The sequence below is a fragment of the Paenibacillus sp. JNUCC32 genome, assembly GCF_014863545.1.
Classification (GTDB): domain Bacteria; phylum Bacillota; class Bacilli; order Paenibacillales; family Paenibacillaceae; genus Paenibacillus_AQ; species Paenibacillus_AQ lautus_A.
In genome coordinates this window covers 2371785-2394024 of sequence record NZ_CP062260.1, presented here as the reverse complement: position 1 = coordinate 2394024, position 22240 = coordinate 2371785, and the positions used below count along the sequence as shown (strand labels likewise).

Sequence of the window (22240 nt, the reverse complement as noted above, 5' to 3'; positions counted from 1 at the left end):
CATGCCATTATATTGCTGGCGGACTCATTAGATTCATAGCCTACATTATTCTCATAGCTACGGCTCATGCGCAAACTTCCTTGCATGTGAGACCGTAGTTTTTTTTGCCAGTTCATACTCCGTTCATATTGTCGTTACGGGGAGTACATCTTCATTGGTTAAGATTTCATTAGCGGCACATGGAGGAAGCCTAACCAACCGATCAGGACAGGAGAAGATGAGCGTGACACAAACTGAGAAAGTGAATACGTGGAACGGGAAGAAATCCGAGAAAGCACGAAGTATATTGCTAAAAATCATTGGAGCAATCGTTATTGCCATCTTTCTTTTTCTGGGCATTGTGTATATCAGCAATGTGATCAGCAGCCATTCCGAAGCGAAGCGAATCGAGCCCTATGGCCAACAGGTATCTGTCGATGGCAAAAATATGAATGTATATATTCAAGGAGAAGGCGAAGAAACGATTGTACTCCTTCCAGGTGCCGGAACAGCAGCACCCGCTCTTGATTTTAAGCTGCTGATCGATGAATTATCTCCATTTTATAGAGTTGTTGCCGTTGAACCTTTTGGTTATGGCTTAAGTGATGGAACCGATAAAGAACGAACCACGGATAACATCGTAAGTGAAGTCCATGAAGCTCTGCAGCAGCTTAATATTAACCGTTATACGCTCATGGGCCATTCCATTGCAGGCATTTACGGAATTGATTATGTGAGCAAATATCCAAACGAGGTAAACGCATTTGTCGGCATTGATAGCAGTGTTCCGACACAACCAGGCATGGACGTTAAATTCCCAATGAAAAAGTTCGCGTTTCTTAAAAAATCAGGTCTTATGCGATTGATGATGAAGCTCGGTCCCGATCCCTATGCTGCTCTAGCATTTGATGACCATACCAAAGAACAAATGAGATTGATTACGAATAAAAACGCGTTAACCGCCACGATTTTTAACGAGATGGAGCATATTCCTTCTAATTTTAAAGGGGCTCAGGATTTAACCTTCCCTAAAGATCTTCCGCTTCTTCTCTTTGTACAAGCGGATAATCCAGACTTTCCAACCTGGATTCCATTGCATGAAGAGCAGGTAAAGGATTCTGACCACGGAAAAGTAATACCCCTTGAAGGAGAGCATTATTTGCATCATACCGAGTACAAAGACATTGCAGAAACCTTTAGCGAATTTATCGAAGAAGTAAAGGAGGGGCAAGCCCTTTAACGAAAATGTGCATAGAATGGATTCAATGAAAAAGCCGGGCTTTCCTTCTATGAAGGAATCCGGCTTTTTGTTGGATCAATGAGTTATTTCTTTGAAGGCGTTACCGATTTGTATTCGATAACTTGCAATACTTTCGGTTCAATAGCTTTTAACATTTGATCATTTGAAAGGTTGTTGGCAGGAAGTTCGCCATTCGCTTCACTTTGGATTTGCAAGTCAACCTGTGATTGTGCAATGACATCCACAACCTGCTGCTTCGAGACATTTTTGGATGCTGCAATCTCCACTACGGATTTACCTTTAGCTAATTCTTGCTTTAGTTCAATCGGGCCCATGTTGAGTAAGGAAAAAAGTTTGTCGTCATTCAAAAAGGCATCTGCAAAATAATCAGGCTTGCCATCCGTAGTGAAGAAACCTTCTACTTTATCGTCTGAGGACGATGTTTCACCTCCAATCAGCGAAAGACTGATGGAATGGTCCTGAACCAGTACCTGGTAGAAGGGGGCTGTTGATCCCTTTTGGATGTAATTCAGCATCAACGTTTTCTGATCCGGGTTCTCCATTGGCTCCATAGCAAACTCGTACGCTTCGATGCTGCCGTATAATGCATGGATCAGATGATCGGCCTTCGACTTGATTTCCTGTTCGGTTAAAGCCGTCAGCGGCTTCTCCTTAGGCTCCCAATTCTCTTGAATCACGTGTTCGATCTCACCCGTCACACTGTTGGTATGAAGGGCTATCTTTTTGCCGGTTCCTCCTTTTTCCTGAAGGATGATGCTGGTTTGGACACCTTGAACGGTGCTTGCATCGATGATCTCAAACTTTTTGGTTTCGGGAAATGCGCGGTACAGCTTCTCAAGGGTAGCTTTGCCAATCTCATCCGTCTTGACTTGTTCAGCGGTCATCGGCGTTCTGGTCAGCATTTCAATCAGGGTAGGTGCAGCAAATGCTGCGGTTGGAATCAAAATCGCCGTTGCTACTATTCCAGCTATAAAACGTTTTTTCATGGTTTTTCCGCTCCTTTGTCTTTGCAAATATTGTGTATAGGATTGCTCGATTCGGTTGGTAATGGCTTGAGGGCAATCCAACGTTTCTGCTTCTTTGCGCAGATGCTCTCGGATTTTGCGTTCAATAGTCATTGATCTTTTCCATCCTTTCCGGGGGGAGATTCCATATGTTTTTTCGAAGTGCCTGGATGCCCGCATGACATCTGGACTTGACGGTACCCAGCGGAATATCGAGTAGGGTCGCAATCTCCTCCAGCGTATAGTCGTGAAAAAAGCGGAGGATAATGACCGTTCGCTGTTTATCCGTCAGTTTGTGGATGGCCTGCGATATCATTTGGTTCGTCCCGTCCATTAACACCGAAGGTTGATCCCAATGCGACTCTTCCCGGGCGAAGGCACGAATGCGCTCGAAAATTCGGAATCTCCGCCAGCGCTTGACTCGAAATCTTTGCACTTGACGGATGACGAGGCCATGCAGCCAGAAATGGAAAGGTCGGTTCGTATCGTAATTGGCCAGCGACGTCCACATTTGCATATAAATCTCATTCATGACATCTTCCCGGTCCTGCGGATGATCCACCAGAAAAGAAACGGTCCGGTAGACATCCTGATAGGTGGCATCATACATCGCATGAAATGCCTGTTGATCACCGTCTTTCATTTGTTTGAGTAATTGGAACATATATTCACTTTGCATTCAGAGGGCCCTCCTGGGTAAGCAGCTTACACCCTATATTGTCTCTCTATCGAAAAAAGGTTCGGGTTCTTGATTATTTTTTCTTAAACGATCGCTGCGTTACTTTAAGTTTCAAAGGCGATGTAAGCTGGAGGAATTAATATTGGTTGATAAAATAATGACTCGGCAGACTCTATTATAGAAGCGCTGGATATGAATTTACTATGGAATACGTGGAAAAGTAGAGGATACTCTATCTGCTGGTCAACAAGGAACAACTTAAAAACCTCGTATCCTTCACGGATACGAGGTTTTTTTAATCATGGAGGGGATTTGAAGATCCATGCCAAGCAAAATCAATGGTGTGACATTGTTATAGGCAAGATCATAACAGATCTCGAATATAAGAGGGAGGTTGCACGTTAATGGTGAATGTCGCACTTGTTCATGATGAAGGAAATTTGATTCTCCAATCGGTTCAATCGTTCCTGCGTTTCCGAGTCTCCAGTGCCTTGTCCCCGCAACGCAGCAAGCTCTTGCTTAAGTTGATGGAGATCGTCGCCGGCTTTGGAGCAGTCGTAGTCGCTTTCCAAGTTGTCGAGCATTAGGGTTCCTCCTAGGTTCAAATATGTTGTTCTTCCCTAGTATGGAGGATGCTTCCAAAGTTATTCACGGTTTGGTTAAACCAGCTTTTTCCGGAGCGATCCCGAAATGAAATCGACCAAGGTGATCATCACGATGATGCCGAGCAAAATGATGCCGACGCGGTCCCAGTTCCGTGAGCTCAGCGCAAAAATGAGCGGTGTGCCGATGCCGCCTGCGCCGATGACCCCGAGGATGGTGGCGGAGCGAAGGTTAATCTCGAAACGGTAAAGGATATACGAGAGAAAACCCGGAAGCACCTGCGGCAGTACGGCGAATCGCACCATTTGCAGCCGCGTCGCCCCCGCGGCGATCAGTGCCTCGGTCGGACCTGTATCAATCTGCTCCACCTCTTCGGCGAACAGCTTGCCTAGCATGCCGACGGAATGCAGGCCTAATGCGAGTACGCCGGCAAAAGATCCGGGCCCGACCGCCTTGATAAACAGCAGCGCCATCACGATTTCGGGAAAAACGCGGATCAAGCTGAGCAACGTTTTGCCGGAGCCGGAAGCGAATACCGTCCGGCTCATGTTAGCTGCGGCCCAGAAAGCGAACGGGATGCAGATCAATGCCGAGATGACCGTCCCCAATATGGAAATGGCCAGCGTATCGAGCAAGCCCCGAAGCAGATCTTCTCCGCCAGGCAGGTAGACAAAATCCCAATCCGGCGAAAACAAACCGGAGAATATGGCCCTCGTCACCTGACCGGCGGTCTCCTTGACCCCGGAGAACGGAATGCCCGCGAAAGCCCAGATATAAACAACGGCAAGCAGGGCGTAGATGAGCCAGCGAAGGCGGCTTTTTTTCGGTTGGGGAACGACGTCGTTCCATGATTTGCTCATATCCATTTCTCCCGCAATTTCGTACTAAGGTAATCGATTATCAGGACCACGATCAGGGTGAAGATGATGATCATGCATGTTTTGTCATATTCGAAGAAGCCGAGCGTTACTTCATAATAATGACCGATGCCGCCTGCCCCCACCAGACCGAGTACGGCAGCGGCACGGACGTTGATTTCGAACGTGTACAAGGTGAAGGAAGCGAAATGCGCCCGAATTTGCGGGACGACGCCATACACGATCAACTGCGCCAGATTTGCACCGACTGCGGTCATGGCCTCCAGCGGACCGGGATCTATCGCTTCCAGCGCTTCATAGGTGAGCTTCGCGATCAAACCCAGCGAAAAGACGGATAGGGCAAAGATTCCCGGCAGTGGACCGAGTCCCAGTATCGCGACAAAAAAAGCGGCGAGCAGCAGGTCCGGAATCGTACGGACCAAGTTCAGCAAAAAGCGGACCGGATAAGTGATCCAGCGGCTCTTGATCAGATTGCCTGCACATAGCAGCGCCACCGGAACCGCCAAAAAGGCGCCAAGCGTGGTCCCGATCAGCGCCATGCGTATCGTCTCCAGCATCGCCTGCCAGATGTTGTCGAGATAGCTCCATCTCGGCGGGAACATTTCCTGCAGCAGATCGAGCATGTTCGGGAGACCTTCCACAACCTCCTTGAAGGTAGCATCCGTCTGAAGCGCACTGACCCATACCAGCAGCAGCAGGAATGCCGCCGTTAAATAATGCTTTAGTTTGCCAGGCGGTTTCGGACGGAGCAGGGGAGACTGCCCCGGTTGCTCGAATGGCGCCGTGTCGAGTTCCATCTTCATACCGCCGTTTCCTCCCATATTCCATCCTTGCCGAATGGCTCTCCGTATATTTCCGTAAATCGCTCGTCCGTCGCGTCCGACACGGGGCCGTCAAAAACAATTTCTCCGGCGCGCATTCCGATAATCCGCGTAGCATACTGCCTGGCCAGATCGATCGAATGAAGATTCACGATGGTCGTAATATCGGATTCCGCGTTAATCCGTTTCAGGTCATCCATGACCTGCTTTGTGGTCAAAGGATCCAGGGAAGCCACCGGCTCGTCCGCCAGAATGATCTTTGCCTCCTGCGCCAGCACTCGGGCGATTGCGACCCGCTGCTGCTGTCCGCCGGACAGCTCGTCTGCGCGGGCATACGCCTTTTGGACAATGCCTACCCGATCCAGCGCCTGAAAGGCCAAGTCCATATCGGGCTTGGGAAAACGGCCCAATAGGGTGCGCAGGGTGGAATGGTAGCCGACGCGTCCGGCCAGCACATTGCGAAGCACGGAGGAGCGCTTCACCAGGTTGAAGCTCTGAAAAATCATCCCGATATCCCGGCGGATGCGGCGCAGTTCCTTGCCCTTGGCCGATGTAATCGATTGGCCGCCAATCACGATTTCTCCCTCGGTAATGTCATGAAGCCGATTCATCGACCGCAGCAGGGTCGACTTACCGGCACCGGACAACCCGACGATCGCCACGAACTCGCCGCGGCCGATCGTCAGATTGATATGATGTAATCCTTTGGTTCCATTAGCGTATGTTTTTGAAACATTGCGAATTTCAATCATGGCCTTCAGTCCCTTATCTTTTTACTCGGTCTTTACCTTTTCGCCATATTCCCGGACAATCTCAAATTGAGTGTCTTCCGATTTGACATAACCTTCATGCGTGTAAATTTCGGATATGATTTTGTGGCCTTCCTCGTCTTGTCCGATCTCGATAAACGCGTTTTGCAGCTTCTCCACCCATTCGGGGTTCATATCGGAACGCACGCTGATCGTATCGTTCGGAATCTTCTCGGTATAGGTCAGCACGCGCGTATCTTCAAACACGGTCGGGTAATCCCCCTTGACGACATTGCGGGCATCCTGGAAGATGGCTGCCGCGTCGACATCGCCGTTCAGCACGGCAAGGACTGCCTGGTCATGACCTTTGACCGTAACCGGCTGGACATCCTTCAGCGGATCTATTCCGTTATCCATCAAGACCGCAGCCGGCCATACATAGCCGGCAGAAGACGAGACGTTCTGGTAGGCGATTTTCTTTCCCTTCAGATCAGCCACGGATTGGATGGCAGCGTCTTTTTTCACGATCAGCATCGCCTTATAAAAATCAACAAGCTCTTCCGTCGGTTCGCCGGTTTCATCCTTGACGCCGAAACGCTGGGCCTGAAGAATAACTTCGGCAGCGCCCTTCTCCTTGGCTAAAACATAGGCGGTGGGCGGCAGGAAGCCTACGTCCACTTTCTTGGATGCCATTGCTTCTACGATGGTGTTATAGTCGGTCGATACGCTGACCTCTACCGGGATACCGACTTTATCGGACAACAGCTTCTCTAGCGGTTTAGCTTTGGCCTCAAGCGTGTCCGCATTCTGGGAAGGGACGAATTGCACCGTCAGTTTTTCCGGGACGTATCCGGTCGGTTCCGATGCTGGGCTGCTGTCCGCATTCGTACCTTGCGGTTTCTCCTGGCTCGCGTTGGCAGCGGCTTTGCCGCCAGTGTCGGCATTCCCTCCGCATCCGCTGAGGACAGCGACGGATAAGAGCAGGGGCATCGTGAATTTCATCCATTTTTTCAAAGCAATGACCTCCGTTTTTTAGATAACGTATTTTGTCTTACCTGCTTCACTATAAGGACGGAGTGTTAATGGTCTGTCAATGAATTGATAACTCTTTGTAAAGTTTTGGAATTTTAATATAAAGCTGCATCTCGGTTGATAGAATAGCAAGGAGAAGGTAAGAACAGGAGGGATGGCATGAAATCGACGATCGCAAGAACGATCGCCGTGCTGGCTACTAGCGACCTGCATGGGCATCTGTATCCAACCGATTACCGAACCCGGGACGAACGGGATATCGGACTTGGCAAGCTGGCTTCCCTGATCCGTGAAGAACGGCGCAGACATCCGGGCTTGCTGCTGATTGATAATGGAGATGTGATTCAGGGATCTCCGCTGGCTGCCTATTCATTAAAAAACAATGCCGAAATACACCCCATGATTGCGGCTATGAATGGACTTGGTTATGATGCGGCTGTGCTGGGAAACCACGAATTCAATTATGGTATGGGAACCGTGGACAACGTCGTGCGAAGTTCCGTGTTCCCTTGGCTGTCAGCAGGCATCCGGCTGCAGGGCAGCAAGAAGCCGGCTTTCGGACAGCCTTACCTGATCAAGGATCTGAACGGCATCAAGGTTGCGGTTCTAGGCGTGACGACGCACTATATTCCGAAATGGGAGAACCCGTTTCATATTCAGGGTCTGGAATTCCATGATGCATTGGAAACCGTCAAGGAATGGGTGCCGCGCATTCGAAGGGAAGAGCGGCCCGATGTGATGGTTGTGGCATACCACGGCGGATTCGAGCGTGATATGGTGACGGGGGAGCCGACGGAAAATCTGACGGGAGAAAATCAGGCCTATGCGATGTGTGCTGAGGTAGAGGGCATCGATGTGCTGATCACCGGGCACCAGCATCGCCTGCTGGGTACGCATTTGCATGGGGTGGCGGTCGTTCAGCCCGGCTGCAACGGCCAGGCTATCGGCAAAATCAGCGTTGATCTCGTTCGGGAACAAGAACGCTGGGTCATCGTGGAGAAACGAGCCGAGCTGCTGCGACCGGAGCACGGGACGGCGGCCGATAAGAACCTGCTTTCTTCCAGCGGGGACCTCGAAGACCGGACTCAGGCATGGCTCAACGAAACGATTGGACGCGTTCACGGCAATATGAGCCTGAGCGATCCGACAGCCTGCCGGCTTGCGGAGCATCCTTTTATCGAGTTCATTCATCGCGTGCAGCTTGAATTCGCGGGGGTTAACGTTTCCTGCGCGGCTTTACTAAGCGAATCTTCCAAGGGCTTCGGAGAGATCATTACGAGGCGGGATATCCTTACGAATTTCATGTTTCCGAATACCTTGGTCGTGCTGCGCCTGACCGGCAAAGACATCCGGGCCGCGCTGGAGCAGACGGCCTGCTATTTCGTGGTCGGCCCGAACGGGAGCCCTGCCGTAAATCCGGCATATTTGGAGCCGAAACCCCAGCATTATAACTATGACATGTGGGAAGGCATTGAATATACGCTAAACATTGCGGAGCCTCAGGGATCCAGGGTGATCAATCTGAAATACAACGGAGTAGACCTCCCGGACGAGAAGGAGCTGGATGTGGTCATGAACAGCTACCGGGCAAGCGGAGGAGGAGACTACTTCATGTTCCGGGGCAAGAAAGTGATTCGCGAGATTCTCATCGATACCGCAGAGTTAGTAGAGGAGTATATTTCAGGACGTGGGTTCATAACGGCTTCTTGTAATCGCAATTGGAAAGTGGTCGTCGAAGCCAATGTCTCGCTTCCAAAGATCGCGAAATAAATTCATCTATTGATGACAATACTTGTCACTATTAGCGATTATGATTGATCTGAGCACGTCATCCGATTTCCTCTCTCGGGGGGAAGGAACGTGTAACCGATTTTACCAAGCAGAGAACGAGTTTCTCAAGGAGGGATGGGGTTATCATGTATAGAACCGTTGCCGATTTCATCACGGAATGGAAGGACGAAGCCGCTCTAACGCAAAGGATTTTAGACAGTTTGACGGATGAATCCTTACAGCAGCAAGTATATCCTGAAGGGAGGACGCTCGGAAGGATTGCATGGCACTTCGTAACGAATATTCCTGAGTATTTGTCTGAATTTGGCCTTGTCATTGAGCAGATACCAAATTCAGCAGAAGTACCCGCGGCGAAGGAAATCGCGGAGACGTTTAAGCTTCTAAGTTCCGACGCAGCAAAAGCAGTTGAAGAACAATGGACGGATGAGACGTTAACGCAGGTTCAGAATGCTTTCGGTCGTCAGGAATCCAATGCTACCATCTTCATGGGATTGATCAAGCATATTGTCCACCATCGGGGACAGGTTACCGTTCTGATGCGACAAGCGGGATTGAAGATCCCGGCGGTATATGGTCCTTCAAAGGAAGGGTGGATACAAATGGGAGTGGAACACCCGCCGCTGTGAACGTGTACGAGCTTGTAAAACTCGCCATTTGCAAGCAAATGAAGCCGCGAATTTCGCGGCTTTTTTTGTTGAATCTTTCCCTCCCGCAGCGAGGATTTTATAGTAAAATGAAATTTGTGGGTTTTATGATCGATCAGGATCGTGAATTTTCTGGTAGAGGAGTTATTGAGCAAGGTGAAAAAATTATATTCAACATGGTTCGGGAACTACTGGAGCCCCTATCTGGTTATGGCTATGGCCGGTATTCTCAGCGCCGTCTATTTCGGTATCACCCATACGGTTTGGGCCGTAACCGGTGAGTTCACCCGTCTGGGCGGGCATCTTCTGGAATTCGTGGGGGTGGATGTTTCCGGCTGGGCGTACTTCGACCTTGTCCATATGAACGGCACGACCTGGACGCGGACCGACGGATGGATCGTCTGGGGCATGTTCATCGGAGCCCTGATTACGATTCTGCTAAGCGGCAATTTCAAGATCCGCATGCCGAGACAGAAGCGGCGGTATGTACAGGGGTTTGCCGGAGGCATCATCGCGGGTTTCGGAGCCCGACTGGCCCTGGGCTGCAACCTCGCTGCCTTTTTTACCGGTGTGCCTCAGTTCTCGCTTCATGCCTGGATCTTCATCGTGGCTACGGGGGCAGGCACTTTCCTGGGTGCCAAGCTGGTCAACACAAGGTGGTGGAAAGGCAAGCCCGTGCTGAAAAAAGGCGGCAGCCTGCCGAGCGTTAAACAGGGTAAAAACCGGCAACCGCTCTTTGGGGCGGTACTCGGTCTGACTTACCTCGCGCTGATTGTCTGCTTCTATGCAACGGGGCGCACCATGCTGGGGACCGCCGCCCTATTCGGCGCAGCGTTCGGCATCTTGATTGAACGAGGGCAGATCTGTTTCACTTCCGCTTTTCGTGATCTGTGGATCAGCGGCCGGGCCACGATGACCAAAGCGATCACTTTGGGCATGGCAGTCAGTTCCGTCGCCACGCTGGTCATTATTCTTGTGTACGGATTAGAGCCGATTACGAAAATTGCCGCTCCCAGCACCTTGATTGGCGGACTGCTGTTCGGTCTGGGCATCGTCATGGCCGGCGGCTGCGAAACCGGCATGATGTACCGTTTGATGGAAGGACAGGTTGTCTTCTTGCCTGTGTTTATCGGTAACATTGTAGGAGCTACCGCATTAGCATACGCTTGGGATCACATGGGGGTATACGATCTGCTTGTGAAGAGCGGCTCGCCTGTCAACCTGATCACCGCCATGGGTCCGGCGGCTGCTTTGACGGTTACGCTCATCGTACTCGGGGTCGGATTCGCTGTCGCCGCGTACTGGCAAAAAAACTACCGCTTCGGCGTAGGATTCAAGAAAGGGGATGCAACCCATGTCCGTTGATTTTACTCTGGATCTCCGGGGGGAATCTTGTCCTTACCCGGTCATCTATACACTCGAAACGCTGCGTGATATGAAAAAAGGACAAATGCTTCAGGTCATTTCAGACTGTCCGTCCGCGTTTCGGAACGTGCCGGAGGAAGTCGTCAAGCACGGCTACACCATGGCACAGGAACCGGTCAAAAATGGCCAGGAGTTCAGCCTGTTCATTCAGGCGTAACAGGATCATCATATTTGCAGGAAAGCCCCCTAGTGAATGGGGGCTTTTTCGCGTGCATATGAGTCTGGGGAATGGGAAATTGTTGCCACCAGGGTGGCTGCTATATTCATGTGCAGGTAGAATGTGGAGCGATAAACAAACACGGTTAAATAAGAGTTTTTGCAACTCCTTTACGACTTAGTCGAGAAGAGAAGGGGGATCGCCGGTCGGATTTTGTTCATGGCGCGCTCTTTAGTCTCATCCAGCACATGGGTATAAATCTGCGTGGTGGATATATCCTCGTGTCCGAGGAGCTCCTGCACAGCACGCAGATCAGCTCCGTTGCGCAGCAGCTCGGTGGCAAAGGAGTGTCTTAACTTATGAGCGGATAGAGATTGCCCGGATAACTGCGGAAACTGCTCGGTCATCGCCTCAAACGTCTTCTCGGCTATCGTCTGCACCATGCGTTTACTGATTCTGCGCCGAAACTGCGATACGAAGAAGGCGTTATCCTTTGAGCTTCTGGGTGCCATCCGTTCTTCCAGGTACATTTGCAGCAGCTTGTTCAATTCGGCGGGGAGGGGGATGTACCTCCATTTATTGCCTTTACCCAGCACTCCGATGCTGGAGTTCTCCAGATCAAAGTCCGATACATTCAGCTTCACGATCTCGCTAACCCGAAGACCCGCATAAGCCATAAGCGCAATGATGGTCACGTCTCGAATTTTATATCTTCCTTCAATCCCGCTCAGGCAAGCATCCAGAATCGGCTTTTGAAGATAAGTAGGCTGACGGTTTTTCTCCACCTTGGCTTTTTCGATATCCATGGCAGGATTGGTGCTCGCCAATTTGAAACGGATCATGACTTTATAGAAGAGACGGATGGCGGACTGGCAGCGATTTCGATATCGTGCGCCGGCACCGCTTTCCCGCACCTGCGTCAGATAATACATCACATCAATGTCTGTGATATCCGTGATGGGTTTCCCTTCAAGGCTGTTCAGAAAGTGCTTGATATCATGAAGATAGGCCTGTTGTGTATCCTTGGCGTATTCGCGATCCTTCATATAGGAGAGAAACAGCTTCATTTCCCGCTCATAGTGCTCAAAAACTTCGGTATAGTTCATCGCTTCACACCCGTCCAATCGTTTAGAACAGAAATTGCATTAAATATAGATTTAATGCAATTTCTATTATAGCAAAATCGAGCAATTTGGCAAAATGATAGCGGCCGCCCAGCGTATGCCAGTTGCAAATTCCGTCAATGGAGTGGAAGCCGTCAACAAAGTCGTAGTCGTGGGAAAATATAAAAAGCACGCCAAGTCCATATCGATGGCTAGGCGTGCTTTGTCGGAGAGTTGATTCGATAATCTCAGTACTTGATTTTAAGAGTGTCATCAGGAAGATACACGCCCTCGGATCGGGTAATCGGAAGCTTCTGTTCCGCGGAGAAGCCGATGGTTTCCCCGTCCCTTAGCGTGACGTCCTGCTCCACGATGTATAAAGCAATGTCCATCAGGAATTCACGGAGCTCGGCAGGGGTCGCCTGGCTGTCCAGCACCTCGATCTCATCCTTGCCGAAGGCTCTGAGCCCATAGGTATATCCGTTGATTCCGGTTTCGGTGCCAACTAAACCAAAATATACGAGATTTAACAGGGGAAACAGATCTTCGGTCTTCATCGTTTCGGCCATATCGATATAGAACTCAGGCTGAAATACGGTGCCGGACGAGTAGAGCCCGACGGCATTCGGCAGCTTCAGGCAGCTGGCCGCCAGTTTGGCGTACACTTTTCCGCTATCCAGCGGAGACGCGGAGCGCTTCAGCACGGCCAGAATAAGCTGGGCAACATGGGTTTGGGTGACCTCGGCGGCCTCGGGCCACAGGTAGTTCCCTTGAGCGTAATGCTCGGCCTCGCCATCCGGCACCGGGGCATTGATGAAGCTGACTGCAATCATGCAGCCCTCCGCCTCAAAGACCAGCATGCCTTCCTTCTCCTCTTCGGCGCTGCCGTCTTCCGGGGAGCAGGAGATGCTCCAATCGCGCAGAAGATTGGCTTGGATCTGCTCCAAATCGCATTCTGGCGAGTTCAACAGAACGAAGCCGTTGAATATGCCGGATGACGTTTGGTTGTCTGTCGCGTCATCCTCTGGATTCTCCGCCGATTCATACTGCGCCGCCTGCTGCATCCAATACTCCCGGATCATATTGACCATGGATATCGCTTCCTCCTCCGCGGTGGCAGGATGATAAGGCTGCATCTCACTGAATACATGACCGCAATGCTCGGTGTCCGAGGCATGTTCATAACCGCCGCACACGCCAACCAGCCATTTACCAAGCATGGATTTCTTATATTTAAATATGTAGTAATGCATGCCATGGAGATTGAATTCTCCGGCTAATTCGATTTTGCTGGGCTTATGTCCAAGCTCTCGTTCATTTGCCAGCCATTCGATCATGGCTCGCTTGGCCGCTTGCTGTTGGACTGTCGTCATGGGTTTCTCTCCTTAACTATGTGTGATATATTAACTGTTATATTTTACAAGCTATTGAATGGCTCAGCAATAGATGGAAATTGCTAGTCTATGACCAGTAGATGGTATGACCATTGCCGTCTTCACATATAACTGGCAGGATGGTTACATAGAATGTGGAATAGGGTGTTTCGTTAAAATTATAAAAATGCTGAGATGGCATGAGAGGTGAGAATGTGAAACTTGCAAGGATTTCATATGAACAGAAGAGCGTATTGCGCAGCCTCATGGAGTTATATCAATACGATATGAGTCCGTATGAGGATGACAGCGATAATGACGTTAACGAGTACGGTCTTTACGATTATAAGTATGTAGACCATTACTGGACCGAAGAGGGACGCCACCCTTACTTTGTCAAAGTATCCGGGAAGCTTGCCGGATTTGTGTTGGTGAGGGAAATCGAAGCATCAGATCTTTCAGATCCCGGTTACTCCATGGCAGAATTTTTTATTCTTAAGAAATACCGCAAGCAGGGTATCGGCAAACAGGCGGCATTCCAAGTATTCGAATGGTTCAAGGGGAAGTGGAGCATCGCTTGGTTGGAAAAAAATCTGCCGGCGCAAAACTTCTGGACAACGATCATCTCGGAATATAAGGCGGGCGAATATTCGGAAACCACGTATGCAGGCAACCCTGCCATCGAATTTTATTCTTAGCATTCAGCACTTACGAAAAGTTCTTGTTAAGCGAGTCGGACGATTGTATTATGGAAGGAAAAGTAGCCGGAGATGATCTTATGAGCAGGATTCAATTCTCAGTTCAAGTTCGATTGGTATCCGATCTTTCCCGATCCAAGCAGTTTTATGAAGAGGTGCTCGGTTGTGAAGTGAACGATGTTTGGGCGGTCAGGGATGATTTTGCGCTAGGTTTCAAACTGATTCAGGCGGCAACGATGACGGACGTTAACCCGAATCCGCCAGGCCAGGATCAACAGACGCCTTGGGATACATACGCCTATGTGGATACGCACCGCGAATTAGACGAGTTGTATGAAGAACTAACCTCTCGCGGGGCAGAAGTGGTACAAGAGCCTGTGCTCATGGAAGCAGACTGGGGCGTGTGGAAGGATTTTGCGATCAAGGATCCGGACAATTACGTGATTGCATTTGGCTCCGGTAAAAGGAACTGACGGTGTGATGATGGACATCGATCTGAAGCGGATTTTGATAAGCAGCGACCCTTCCCTCCTGGATATGGATGCCATTGTACATTTTTTGCGTCAAAGCTATTGGGCTAACAAACGCTCCGATGAAAAAATTAAGAAATCGCTAGAGGGCTCAACATGTTTTGGCGCCTATATCGACAACCGGCAGATCGGATTTGCCAGGGTCGTGACCGACGACGCAACCGTGTATTGGTTATGCGATGTGTTTGTGGATGAGTCTTACCGTGGGCATGGCATAGGAAAGAAGTTAATCGAAACGATTACCACCAGCGATGACTACCGAAATTTATTCGGCATCTTGTCGACGCGGGATGCCCATGGTCTATACGAACAATATGGATTTGTCCGCGATCACGGAAAAACGTTGACTCGATTGCCGGACTTTCTGAGAAAAGCATAATTTTACATAAGAGACGACATGTGATACAAGCAAAACCCTGTTAAGGAAGGGGTACTTTCATCTATGATTATTTGGGTGAACGGTGCATTCGGCTCGGGCAAAACCCAGGCTGCGCATGAGCTGCAGCGAAGAATACCGAACTCGTGCGTGTACGATCCGGAGAATGCAGGTTATTTCATTCGCGATAATCTTCCGAAGGATGCCACACGCGATGATTTTCAGCATTATCCGATGTGGAGGGAGTTTAACTACTCCATGTTCAAGTATATGGACCAGGAATCCGATCAATTGATCATTGCTCCGATGACCATATCAAACGCGTCATATTTCGATGAAATCGTTGGGAACCTGAGACGGGATGGCGTTGTTGTCCGGCATTTCACCTTGTGTGCTTCCAAGGAAGTCCTGCTAAGACGATTGCGGAGCCGAGGGGAAGGTGCGAATTCGTGGGCAGCGCAGCAAATCGATCGGTGCATGAGCGGATTCTCGAATGAAGTGTTCCAGCGTCATATCGATACCGATCATCTGTCAATCGACGAGGTGGTAGAAACCATCGGTGCTTTGGCCGATGTGAAGCTATTGCCCGATAACCGCAGCAATAGCAGGAAGAAATTCGACCGTTTAAAAACCAAGTTTGCGCACATTCGGTTTTTTGGATAACCCAAGGGTTGTGATTGATCAAACCATATGAAAAAAAGACGATTTCTCTTGACGAGAAGTCGTCTTTTTTTGTGCATTGAACATGAATGAAATCCTAGCCTATTAAAATATTTAAATACAGCTAAATATTTTTCCTATGCGAAAAATAGATCCTGATTGCTCGGATATTATGGATTAAATCAAGCTTTTGAAGAAATGAAATGAGATACCGCGTGTACGAATTTATAAAATAACATTGACAAAAACCTAAAGATGGATTATTTTTTGTACATAGGAATTAATGTTGCATTAATGCAAAACAATTGTACGACGGCAGGACGAGGTTTTCATTTACATTAGAATGGTCGACTCATTATTTATTTGGAGTGGAGGAGAAGAAGATGAAGAACAAGAGGACTAGTAGAGGCAGGATATTCATGGGGGCAGCCATTCTGGTTTTGTTGCTGGTATTATCCGCATGCGCATCGGGGGAAGCGAAGCAGAGCGGAGCGGCAACCGAGCAGGCCGACAAGAAAATACGCGTGGTAACCACTATTGGACAGATTGCGGAACCCATCTCCGTCATCGGAGGAGATCGGGTGGAGGTGCTGAGCTTGATGGGACCTGGCGTCGATCCGCATTTATATAATGCCACACAAGGCGATATCAAGAAGTTGGATAGCGGGGATGTTATTTTCTATAGCGGACTTCATCTGGAAGGCAATATGACGGAAATCTTCGAACAGATCGGAAAAAACAAACCCGTGCTGGCGATAGCGGACGCCATCCCGAAGGATCGGTTGCTTCAGGATGACACGCAGGCGACCGATCCCCACGTATGGTTTGATATCGATCTATGGAAGACCTCCTTGGACTCTGCAGTGGAAGAGCTGAAGTCGCTGTCTCCCGCCGATGCCGACTATTTTGAAGAGAACAAGCAGAAGTATTTTGCGCAATTGGATGAGCTGAAAGCGGAGGCAAAGGATAAGCTGGGGCAAATACCGGAAGAGCAGCGGGTCATGGTTACCGCTCATGATGCCTTTGGGTATTTCGGCCGTATGCATGGTCTGGAAGTCGTCGGCCTTCAAGGCCTGAGCACTGAGGATGAAATCGGCCTCTCGGATATTAACGGCACGATCGACCTACTGCTGGAACACAAGGTGCCTGCCGTATTCGTCGAGTCCAGCGTCAACCCGGCATCGATCAATGCCGTCATTGAAGGAGCTGCCAAGAAAGGGCTGGACATTAAGCTTGGAGGCGAGCTCTTCTCCGATGCCATGGGCGAGACGGGAACGACGGAAGGCACTTATATCGGAATGTACCGTCATAATGTCGAAACAATCTATCATGCGTTAACAGGAAGTGGTGAATAAGATGTCTGTACTTGAAGTTCAAGATCTCCATGCATCGTATCGAAAAAATAAAGTGCTTCACAACGTGTCCTTCAGCGTGGAGCAGGGCTCGCTAACCAGCATTGTCGGGCCGAACGGCGCCGGCAAATCCACCTTGCTTAAAGTCATGCTGGAGCTTCATCCGAAACTGTCGGGGAATGTTTCCTTCTTCGGGTCCAGCTTAAGCCAAACGAAAACCCGCGTCGGCTATGTGCCGCAGCGGGGGTCCGTGGACTGGGATTTCCCGACCGATGCGTTGGATGTCGTCATGATGGGTTTGTACGGACGGGTAGGGTGGCTGAAACGGCCAAACAAGAGCCATAAGGATAAGGCGATGGCATCGCTTGATCAGATGGGCATGGCAGACTTTGCCGACCGGCAGATCAGTCAGCTCTCCGGCGGACAGCAGCAGCGCGTATTTCTCGCAAGGGCGCTCGTTCAGGATGCCGATCTCTATTTCATGGATGAGCCGTTAGCTGGAGTCGATGCCGCAACCGAGCGGGCGATTATGACAACCCTGAAGGATCTGAAAAAGGCGGGCAAAACCGTGATGGTGGTCCATCATGATCTGCAGACGGTTGAAGATTATTTCGACCATGTGCTGCTGTTGAACCGTACGGTCATTGCGCACGGGAAGACGGAAGACGTCTTCACGAAGGATCAAGTTTACCGTGCATACGGCGGTTCGCTTCGCTGGATGAAGGAGGCGTAAAGCATGCTCAATTCATTATTGTCGCCGAACACACAGTGGGTACTGTTAAGCACGTTAATCCTGGGCATGGCAGCCGGCATGATCGGCTGTCTTGCCTATTGGAAGCGGCAAAGCCTGATGAGCGATGCATTGTCTCACGCGGCGCTGCCGGGTGTCGTGATCGCATTCGCTTTGACGGGAAGCAAGAACCTGCTGGTCATGATTCTCGGGGCAGCCGCCAGCGCTTTAATCGGGGCCTGGATGATCCAGTGGATTCGGACTTCCAGCCGCATTAAAGAGGATACGGCGATGGGCATGATACTATCCGTGTTTTTCGGTTTGGGCATTATGCTGCTGACGATCGTGAACCGTACGGGCGGCGGGAATCAAAGCGGACTGGATAACTTTATTTTCGGGCAGGCGGCATCCATGGTTCGCAAGGATGTGGTTACGATGCTAATCCTGGCTGTTCTGGTCATTCTCGTTGTCTCGATTGGTTTTAAAGAATGGAAGTTATTTCTGTTTGATCCCGATTTTGCCCGGGGGTTAGGGCTGAACGGCAGACTGATGAATACCCTCTATATGGGTGTGCTCGTTCTTGTCATCGTCATCGGCATTCAGGCCGTCGGCGTCATATTGATGGCGGCCATGCTGATCATTCCGTCCGTCAGTGCAAGATATTGGACACAATCCTTCAAAATGATGGTCATTCTGTCGGCTGTATTTGGAGGCGGCGCCGGGTTTGTCGGTACACTCGTGAGCACTCTGGGAAAAGGATGGCCTACAGGGCCCTTTATCGTTGTAGCTTCCTCCGTGTTGTTCACGATCTCTCTGGTCTTCGGCGCAGAGAAGGGTCTTCTGATTCAGGCTCTGCAGCTCCGCTCCCAGAAAAAAGAGCATAGGGACGCGGGCAGTCAAACCGTTCTTGGTCCCCGGATTTCCGAGAGGGGGAGCAATCAATGACTTATACCGCATGGATCTTACTCACAGCCTCGCTCGTCGGATTGTCCTGCGGCATCGTCGGCGTGTTCCTGATTCTGCGCCGAATGGCGATGATGGCCGATGCCATCAGCCACACCGTGCTGCTCGGCATCGTCACGGCGTTTATCGTCACCCGAGAACTCAGCGGTCCGCATATGCTGGTCGGTGCGATCATAGCCGGCCTGCTGACGGCGGTACTGGTTCAATGGTTTCATTCCCGGGGCGTACAGCAGGACGCATCCATCGGCGTTGTTTTCACAACCTTGTTTGCCATCGGCGTCATCCTGATTGCGACCCAAGTTGGCAACGCCCATCTGGATACAAAGCATGCGCTCATGGGCGAAATCACGTTTGTGCCATGGGATGTGATGCACGTTCCGCTTCTAGGCGAGGTACCGAAAGCGACCTTTATGCTGGCAGCCGTTCTCTTGGTCGTGCTTATCGTGATCCTGGCAATCTATAAAGAATGGAAGATCACCTCCTTTGATCCGGCACTTGCGGCCAGCATCGGCATTCCCGTCGTGCTTATGCATTATGTGTTCATGTCGCTCGTCTCCATCACAACGGTGGCCTCCTTTGATGCCGTGGGGGCGATCATGGTGGTGGCTATGTTAATAACGCCTGCCGCGGCTGCTTATCTATGGACCGATAAACTCTCCATCATGCTGGCGCTAAGCGGGGCCTTTGGCGTCATATCGGCATTTATGGGCTATTATATCGCGGTATGGCTGGACACCTCCATTTCGGGATCCATGGCATTCGCAACCGGAATCGTATTTATCATCAGCTTTCTGTCCTCTCCGCGACATGGCGTGCTTTCCCGTTATATTCATAAGTTCAAAACGCATGACAAGGAGAAGAAACTGGAAGGATTTTCTTAATGTGAGATATTGAAAGAAGCTTGGGGGATAGGCTGCCCGGCTTCTTTTTTTATCTGCGACATACAGCGTGGTATAATTGGAAAAAATCACCTCCGCCTGTGCCGGAGGCTTCATGAAGGAGTGAGGTACCTATGCAGTTAGAGTCCCCTAGACTGACGATCCGCGATTTCCGGGATGAGGATTTTGCGAGTATTCATGCCTATGCTTCAGATCCAAGAGTGACCGAGTATACGATGTGGGGACCCAATACGGAAGAAGATACATGGAAGTATGTAGGGGAAATCCGCCGAATGATAGAGCAGAGCCCCCGTGACAGCTACGAGCTGGCGATCGTATTAAAGGATGGCGGCCAATTGATCGGAGGCGTGGGGCTTCATCGATCCGATACGAATGCAGAGCTTGGATACTGTCTGAATCCCGCTTATTGGCGGCAGGGTTATGCTACCGAGGCCGCTAGGGTCATGTGCCGCTTCGGCTTCGAGGAACTGGGAGTCAACCGGATCTATGCCACCTGTCGGCCGGGAAACGTCGGGTCTGCTAGCGTCATGCGTCACATCGGAATGAAGCAGGAGGGGCATCTACGGCAGCACTTATGGTTTAAGGGCCGTTATCATGATTCCTATTTATTCTCCATCCTGAAAGAAGAATTCGACGGGAGGAAATGACCAACCGTCTTGAAAAGGAGCACCTGCCCGTATGGTAAATAGCGAGTTATTGATCCGCCATAACGGAATATCGATTTACGAGGAAACGTCAGGCAAAGTGTATTATACCAAGGAAAATTATGTGTCCGTTGTTGTTCTGGCAAAGGATGGCGATCAGCTGCTGCTGATCCGTCAATACCGAGCGGCCGTGGATGATTACGTTATTCAGCTGCCTGGCGGCGGCGTAGGCGAGGAAGAGGACCTGGAATCGGCGGCTCGACGTGAAATGCTGGAGGAAACAGGCTTCATCTGCGGTGAGCTTCACTACCTAGGCAAGCTGTACCCGGCGTCCTGGAGGTGCAACGAGATCGCACATGTCTATTATACCGATGAGGTAATAAGCCAATCCGGCCAGCAGCTCGAGGGATACGAGCGCATTGACGTGGTACGTATGAGCGTCACGGACTGCTGGCGCGGGATAAAGGAGAATAAGCTGCAGGATTCCGAACTGATTTTTGCCATGATGCAGGGCTTGCTTAAGGAATTCATTCAGCCATCATAATACGGAGGTTCTTGATTAAATGGATTTTGTAGAGATTTTCATGATTGTGATAAGTATCGTAGTTTCCACCATTGTTATTCGTTACGCCATCAATTCATCCAAAATCATCATTAGAATGGATGCCATGCTTCAAGAGATGAGAGCATTGAGAAAAGAAATTCAAGAGATCCGTGCCAATGAACATATTATCGATAAAAAAGTTTAGTTATCAGTCAAATTCATTGGAATTATACGGCTGCCTTTAGTGTAGGTTTCATTCTACGCCATGGGCAGCTTTTTATTGTTAATGATGGACGTATTCATCATTTTGCATGGTCTTGCAAACTTGTCGGGGAGGAGTCGAATATACTCTATTACGAGCGGATAAGGAGGTCGACATTATGGGAAGGCACTTGCTGATCTATGACGTGCCCTGGTGGATCCTGGGTAAGAATGCCAAGGTTATTCAGCAATATCATCCATCGTTGGACCTCATGTCTATGAGCGAATTGGATCTCTATCTTGAACACAAAAGCAGTGGAGAGTTGAATCACCAATATGATCACATATCCGCCATGTGTCTTGGCATTGCGGCTTATTGCGTTTTCAAGAATATCCGCATCGATTCAGCGGCAGCCGTCTCCTATTATTACTTCAGTAAACACTACGAAACCTATAGGGAATGGAAGGATGAACTCGTTCCCGATCCTGACTTTCTCAGGCTGGTCCTTCCTAGAATCGGAAAGCTGGGCGCTATAAATCGGAGACTGGCCTCCATCTTGCAGGCTGTAGCGCCGAACACATCTGTGGAGTATATCGGTCATTTCGTGGATGACAAATTGTTTCAGCCATTGCCTATGGCTCGAATAGACAATGCTCCATTCGTGATCGGATGGGCCGGAGATCCCTCGAAAACCTCTAAAAACTACAATACTTTGTATATGCGAATTAAAGAGCATTTCAAGAGTGACGAAGGAATCGCTTTTATCGAAACTTCCGGTGCTCACACTTACGAAAGCATGCCGGGTTTTTATCATAAGTTGAACTTGTTGTTGAACACGGGAGCCAATGAAGGAAGCGGGGCTACTGTGCTGGAAGCGTATGCTTGCGGGGTTCCCGTTCTTTCCACGAATGTCGGTAATGCAAAAGATGCAGCTCATCCGGCTGCCCATGGACTGATATTGGATAGTGACTCTCCCGAAGATTTTATACACAAGATTAACCATTGGAGAAGTCGGACGGATGAACTTCGAGAAATCGGGTTAAGGTGCAGGAGTCATATAGAGTCAGGTTGGAGGATCGACCATGCGATGAGCCGATGGCTCCGCGTTTTGTTTCAAATTTAGTCAAGCTCTGCAGGTGAGGA

The 22240-nt window shown here is 49.9% G+C and carries 26 protein-coding genes; 17 read left to right on the top strand and 9 right to left on the bottom strand.

Features of this window, described 5'->3' with window-relative positions; genetic code table 11:
- Positions 1-223: 223 nt before the first annotated feature.
- Entirely contained in the window at positions 224-1219 is a 996-nt protein-coding gene (locus tag JNUCC32_RS10720) for an alpha/beta hydrolase (protein WP_192571988.1), read from the top strand.
- A gap of 83 nt (positions 1220-1302) precedes the next feature.
- On the opposite strand, the gene JNUCC32_RS10715 is transcribed toward JNUCC32_RS10720, so the two are convergent.
- The 7 genes from JNUCC32_RS10715 to JNUCC32_RS10685 all read right to left on the bottom strand — a co-directional run bounded on the left by JNUCC32_RS10715 (position 1303) and on the right by JNUCC32_RS10685 (position 6988).
- Positions 1303-2358, bottom strand: coding sequence for a hypothetical protein (locus tag JNUCC32_RS10715; protein WP_192571987.1), 1056 nt, complete (start codon positions 2356-2358; stop codon positions 1303-1305).
- Positions 2348-2923: a sigma-70 family RNA polymerase sigma factor gene (locus JNUCC32_RS10710; RefSeq protein ID WP_096773628.1), complete on the bottom strand. Its 576-nt coding sequence runs from the start codon at positions 2921-2923 to the stop codon at positions 2348-2350. Before JNUCC32_RS10710 ends, JNUCC32_RS10715 begins: the two co-directional genes overlap by 11 nt.
- Positions 2924-3324: 401 nt before the next feature.
- Entirely contained in the window at positions 3325-3507 is a 183-nt protein-coding gene (locus JNUCC32_RS10705; protein WP_009590220.1) for a hypothetical protein, read from the bottom strand.
- 75 nt (positions 3508-3582) lie between these two features.
- Positions 3583-4386 carry a phosphonate ABC transporter, permease protein PhnE gene (phnE, locus tag JNUCC32_RS10700; RefSeq protein ID WP_192571986.1) on the bottom strand — a complete coding sequence of 268 codons (804 nt, stop codon included), beginning with the start codon at positions 4384-4386 and terminating at the stop codon, positions 3583-3585.
- The gene (gene phnE / locus JNUCC32_RS10695; RefSeq protein ID WP_192571985.1) at positions 4383-5207 is read right to left on the bottom strand and encodes a phosphonate ABC transporter, permease protein PhnE; all 825 of its coding nucleotides are present in this window, start codon (positions 5205-5207) and stop codon (positions 4383-4385) included. Before phnE (JNUCC32_RS10695) ends, phnE (JNUCC32_RS10700) begins: the two co-directional genes overlap by 4 nt.
- The gene (phnC, locus tag JNUCC32_RS10690; RefSeq protein ID WP_192571984.1) at positions 5204-5977 is read right to left on the bottom strand and encodes a phosphonate ABC transporter ATP-binding protein; all 774 of its coding nucleotides are present in this window, start codon (positions 5975-5977) and stop codon (positions 5204-5206) included. Before phnC ends, phnE (JNUCC32_RS10695) begins: the two co-directional genes overlap by 4 nt.
- 21 nt (positions 5978-5998) lie before the next feature.
- On the bottom strand, positions 5999-6988 hold the full coding sequence (locus JNUCC32_RS10685) for a phosphate/phosphite/phosphonate ABC transporter substrate-binding protein (protein WP_430623457.1): 990 nt from the start codon (positions 6986-6988) through the stop codon (positions 5999-6001).
- Positions 6989-7165: 177 nt separating this feature from the next.
- Between JNUCC32_RS10685 and JNUCC32_RS10680 the strand changes: the two genes are divergently transcribed.
- The 4 genes from JNUCC32_RS10680 to yedF all read left to right on the top strand — a co-directional run bounded on the left by JNUCC32_RS10680 (position 7166) and on the right by yedF (position 11023).
- Entirely contained in the window at positions 7166-8776 is a 1611-nt protein-coding gene (locus JNUCC32_RS10680) for a bifunctional metallophosphatase/5'-nucleotidase (protein WP_192571983.1), read from the top strand.
- A 146-nt stretch (positions 8777-8922) separates the two neighbouring features.
- Complete coding sequence (locus JNUCC32_RS10675; protein ID WP_192571982.1) at positions 8923-9423, top strand: DinB family protein; 501 nt, start codon at positions 8923-8925, stop codon at positions 9421-9423.
- Between the two features lie 228 nt (positions 9424-9651).
- Positions 9652-10806: a selenium metabolism membrane protein YedE/FdhT gene (gene yedE / locus JNUCC32_RS10670; RefSeq protein WP_255250530.1), complete on the top strand. Its 1155-nt coding sequence runs from the start codon at positions 9652-9654 to the stop codon at positions 10804-10806.
- Positions 10796-11023: a sulfurtransferase-like selenium metabolism protein YedF gene (gene yedF, locus JNUCC32_RS10665; protein WP_192571981.1), complete on the top strand. Its 228-nt coding sequence runs from the start codon at positions 10796-10798 to the stop codon at positions 11021-11023. Before yedE ends, yedF begins: the two co-directional genes overlap by 11 nt.
- A gap of 170 nt (positions 11024-11193) precedes the next feature.
- Here yedF and JNUCC32_RS10660 read toward each other — a convergent pair whose 3' ends face one another.
- Both JNUCC32_RS10660 and JNUCC32_RS10655 read right to left on the bottom strand, forming a co-directional pair.
- Positions 11194-12129, bottom strand: a complete 936-nt coding sequence (locus JNUCC32_RS10660; RefSeq protein WP_192571980.1) for a tyrosine-type recombinase/integrase — start codon at positions 12127-12129, stop codon at positions 11194-11196.
- A gap of 245 nt (positions 12130-12374) precedes the next feature.
- Positions 12375-13499, bottom strand: coding sequence for a DUF4261 domain-containing protein (locus JNUCC32_RS10655; RefSeq protein WP_192571979.1), 1125 nt, complete (start codon positions 13497-13499; stop codon positions 12375-12377).
- A gap of 215 nt (positions 13500-13714) precedes the next feature.
- On the opposite strand from JNUCC32_RS10655, the gene JNUCC32_RS10650 reads away from it, so the two are divergent.
- From JNUCC32_RS10650 to JNUCC32_RS10595, 12 genes are all read left to right on the top strand, one after another.
- On the top strand, positions 13715-14197 hold the full coding sequence (locus JNUCC32_RS10650; protein ID WP_192571978.1) for a GNAT family N-acetyltransferase: 483 nt from the start codon (positions 13715-13717) through the stop codon (positions 14195-14197).
- An 80-nt stretch (positions 14198-14277) separates the two neighbouring features.
- Entirely contained in the window at positions 14278-14670 is a 393-nt protein-coding gene (locus JNUCC32_RS10645; protein ID WP_145036252.1) for a VOC family protein, read from the top strand.
- Between the two features lie 10 nt (positions 14671-14680).
- Entirely contained in the window at positions 14681-15106 is a 426-nt protein-coding gene (locus JNUCC32_RS10640) for a GNAT family N-acetyltransferase (RefSeq protein ID WP_192572649.1), read from the top strand.
- Between the two features lie 63 nt (positions 15107-15169).
- Positions 15170-15766: an AAA family ATPase gene (locus JNUCC32_RS10635; protein ID WP_036663100.1), complete on the top strand. Its 597-nt coding sequence runs from the start codon at positions 15170-15172 to the stop codon at positions 15764-15766.
- 380 nt (positions 15767-16146) lie between these two features.
- Positions 16147-17118, top strand: coding sequence for a metal ABC transporter solute-binding protein, Zn/Mn family (locus JNUCC32_RS10630; RefSeq protein WP_192571977.1), 972 nt, complete (start codon positions 16147-16149; stop codon positions 17116-17118).
- 1 nt (position 17119) lies between these two features.
- Positions 17120-17848 carry a metal ABC transporter ATP-binding protein gene (locus JNUCC32_RS10625; protein WP_096773636.1) on the top strand — a complete coding sequence of 243 codons (729 nt, stop codon included), beginning with the start codon at positions 17120-17122 and terminating at the stop codon, positions 17846-17848.
- A gap of 3 nt (positions 17849-17851) precedes the next feature.
- Positions 17852-18790 carry a metal ABC transporter permease gene (locus tag JNUCC32_RS10620; protein ID WP_096773637.1) on the top strand — a complete coding sequence of 313 codons (939 nt, stop codon included), beginning with the start codon at positions 17852-17854 and terminating at the stop codon, positions 18788-18790.
- Complete coding sequence (locus tag JNUCC32_RS10615; RefSeq protein ID WP_192571976.1) at positions 18787-19689, top strand: metal ABC transporter permease; 903 nt, start codon at positions 18787-18789, stop codon at positions 19687-19689. Before JNUCC32_RS10620 ends, JNUCC32_RS10615 begins: the two co-directional genes overlap by 4 nt.
- Before the next feature lie 131 nt (positions 19690-19820).
- On the top strand, positions 19821-20354 hold the full coding sequence (locus JNUCC32_RS10610) for a GNAT family N-acetyltransferase (protein ID WP_036663096.1): 534 nt from the start codon (positions 19821-19823) through the stop codon (positions 20352-20354).
- A 31-nt stretch (positions 20355-20385) separates the two neighbouring features.
- A complete protein-coding gene (locus tag JNUCC32_RS10605; protein ID WP_192571975.1) occupies positions 20386-20895 on the top strand; it encodes an NUDIX hydrolase in 510 nt (169 codons plus the stop codon).
- Between the two features lie 19 nt (positions 20896-20914).
- A complete protein-coding gene (locus JNUCC32_RS10600; protein WP_192571974.1) occupies positions 20915-21100 on the top strand; it encodes a hypothetical protein in 186 nt (61 codons plus the stop codon).
- A 175-nt stretch (positions 21101-21275) separates the two neighbouring features.
- Positions 21276-22220, top strand: a complete 945-nt coding sequence (locus JNUCC32_RS10595) for a glycosyltransferase (protein ID WP_096773641.1) — start codon at positions 21276-21278, stop codon at positions 22218-22220.
- The last annotated feature ends 20 nt before the right edge of the window (positions 22221-22240 follow it).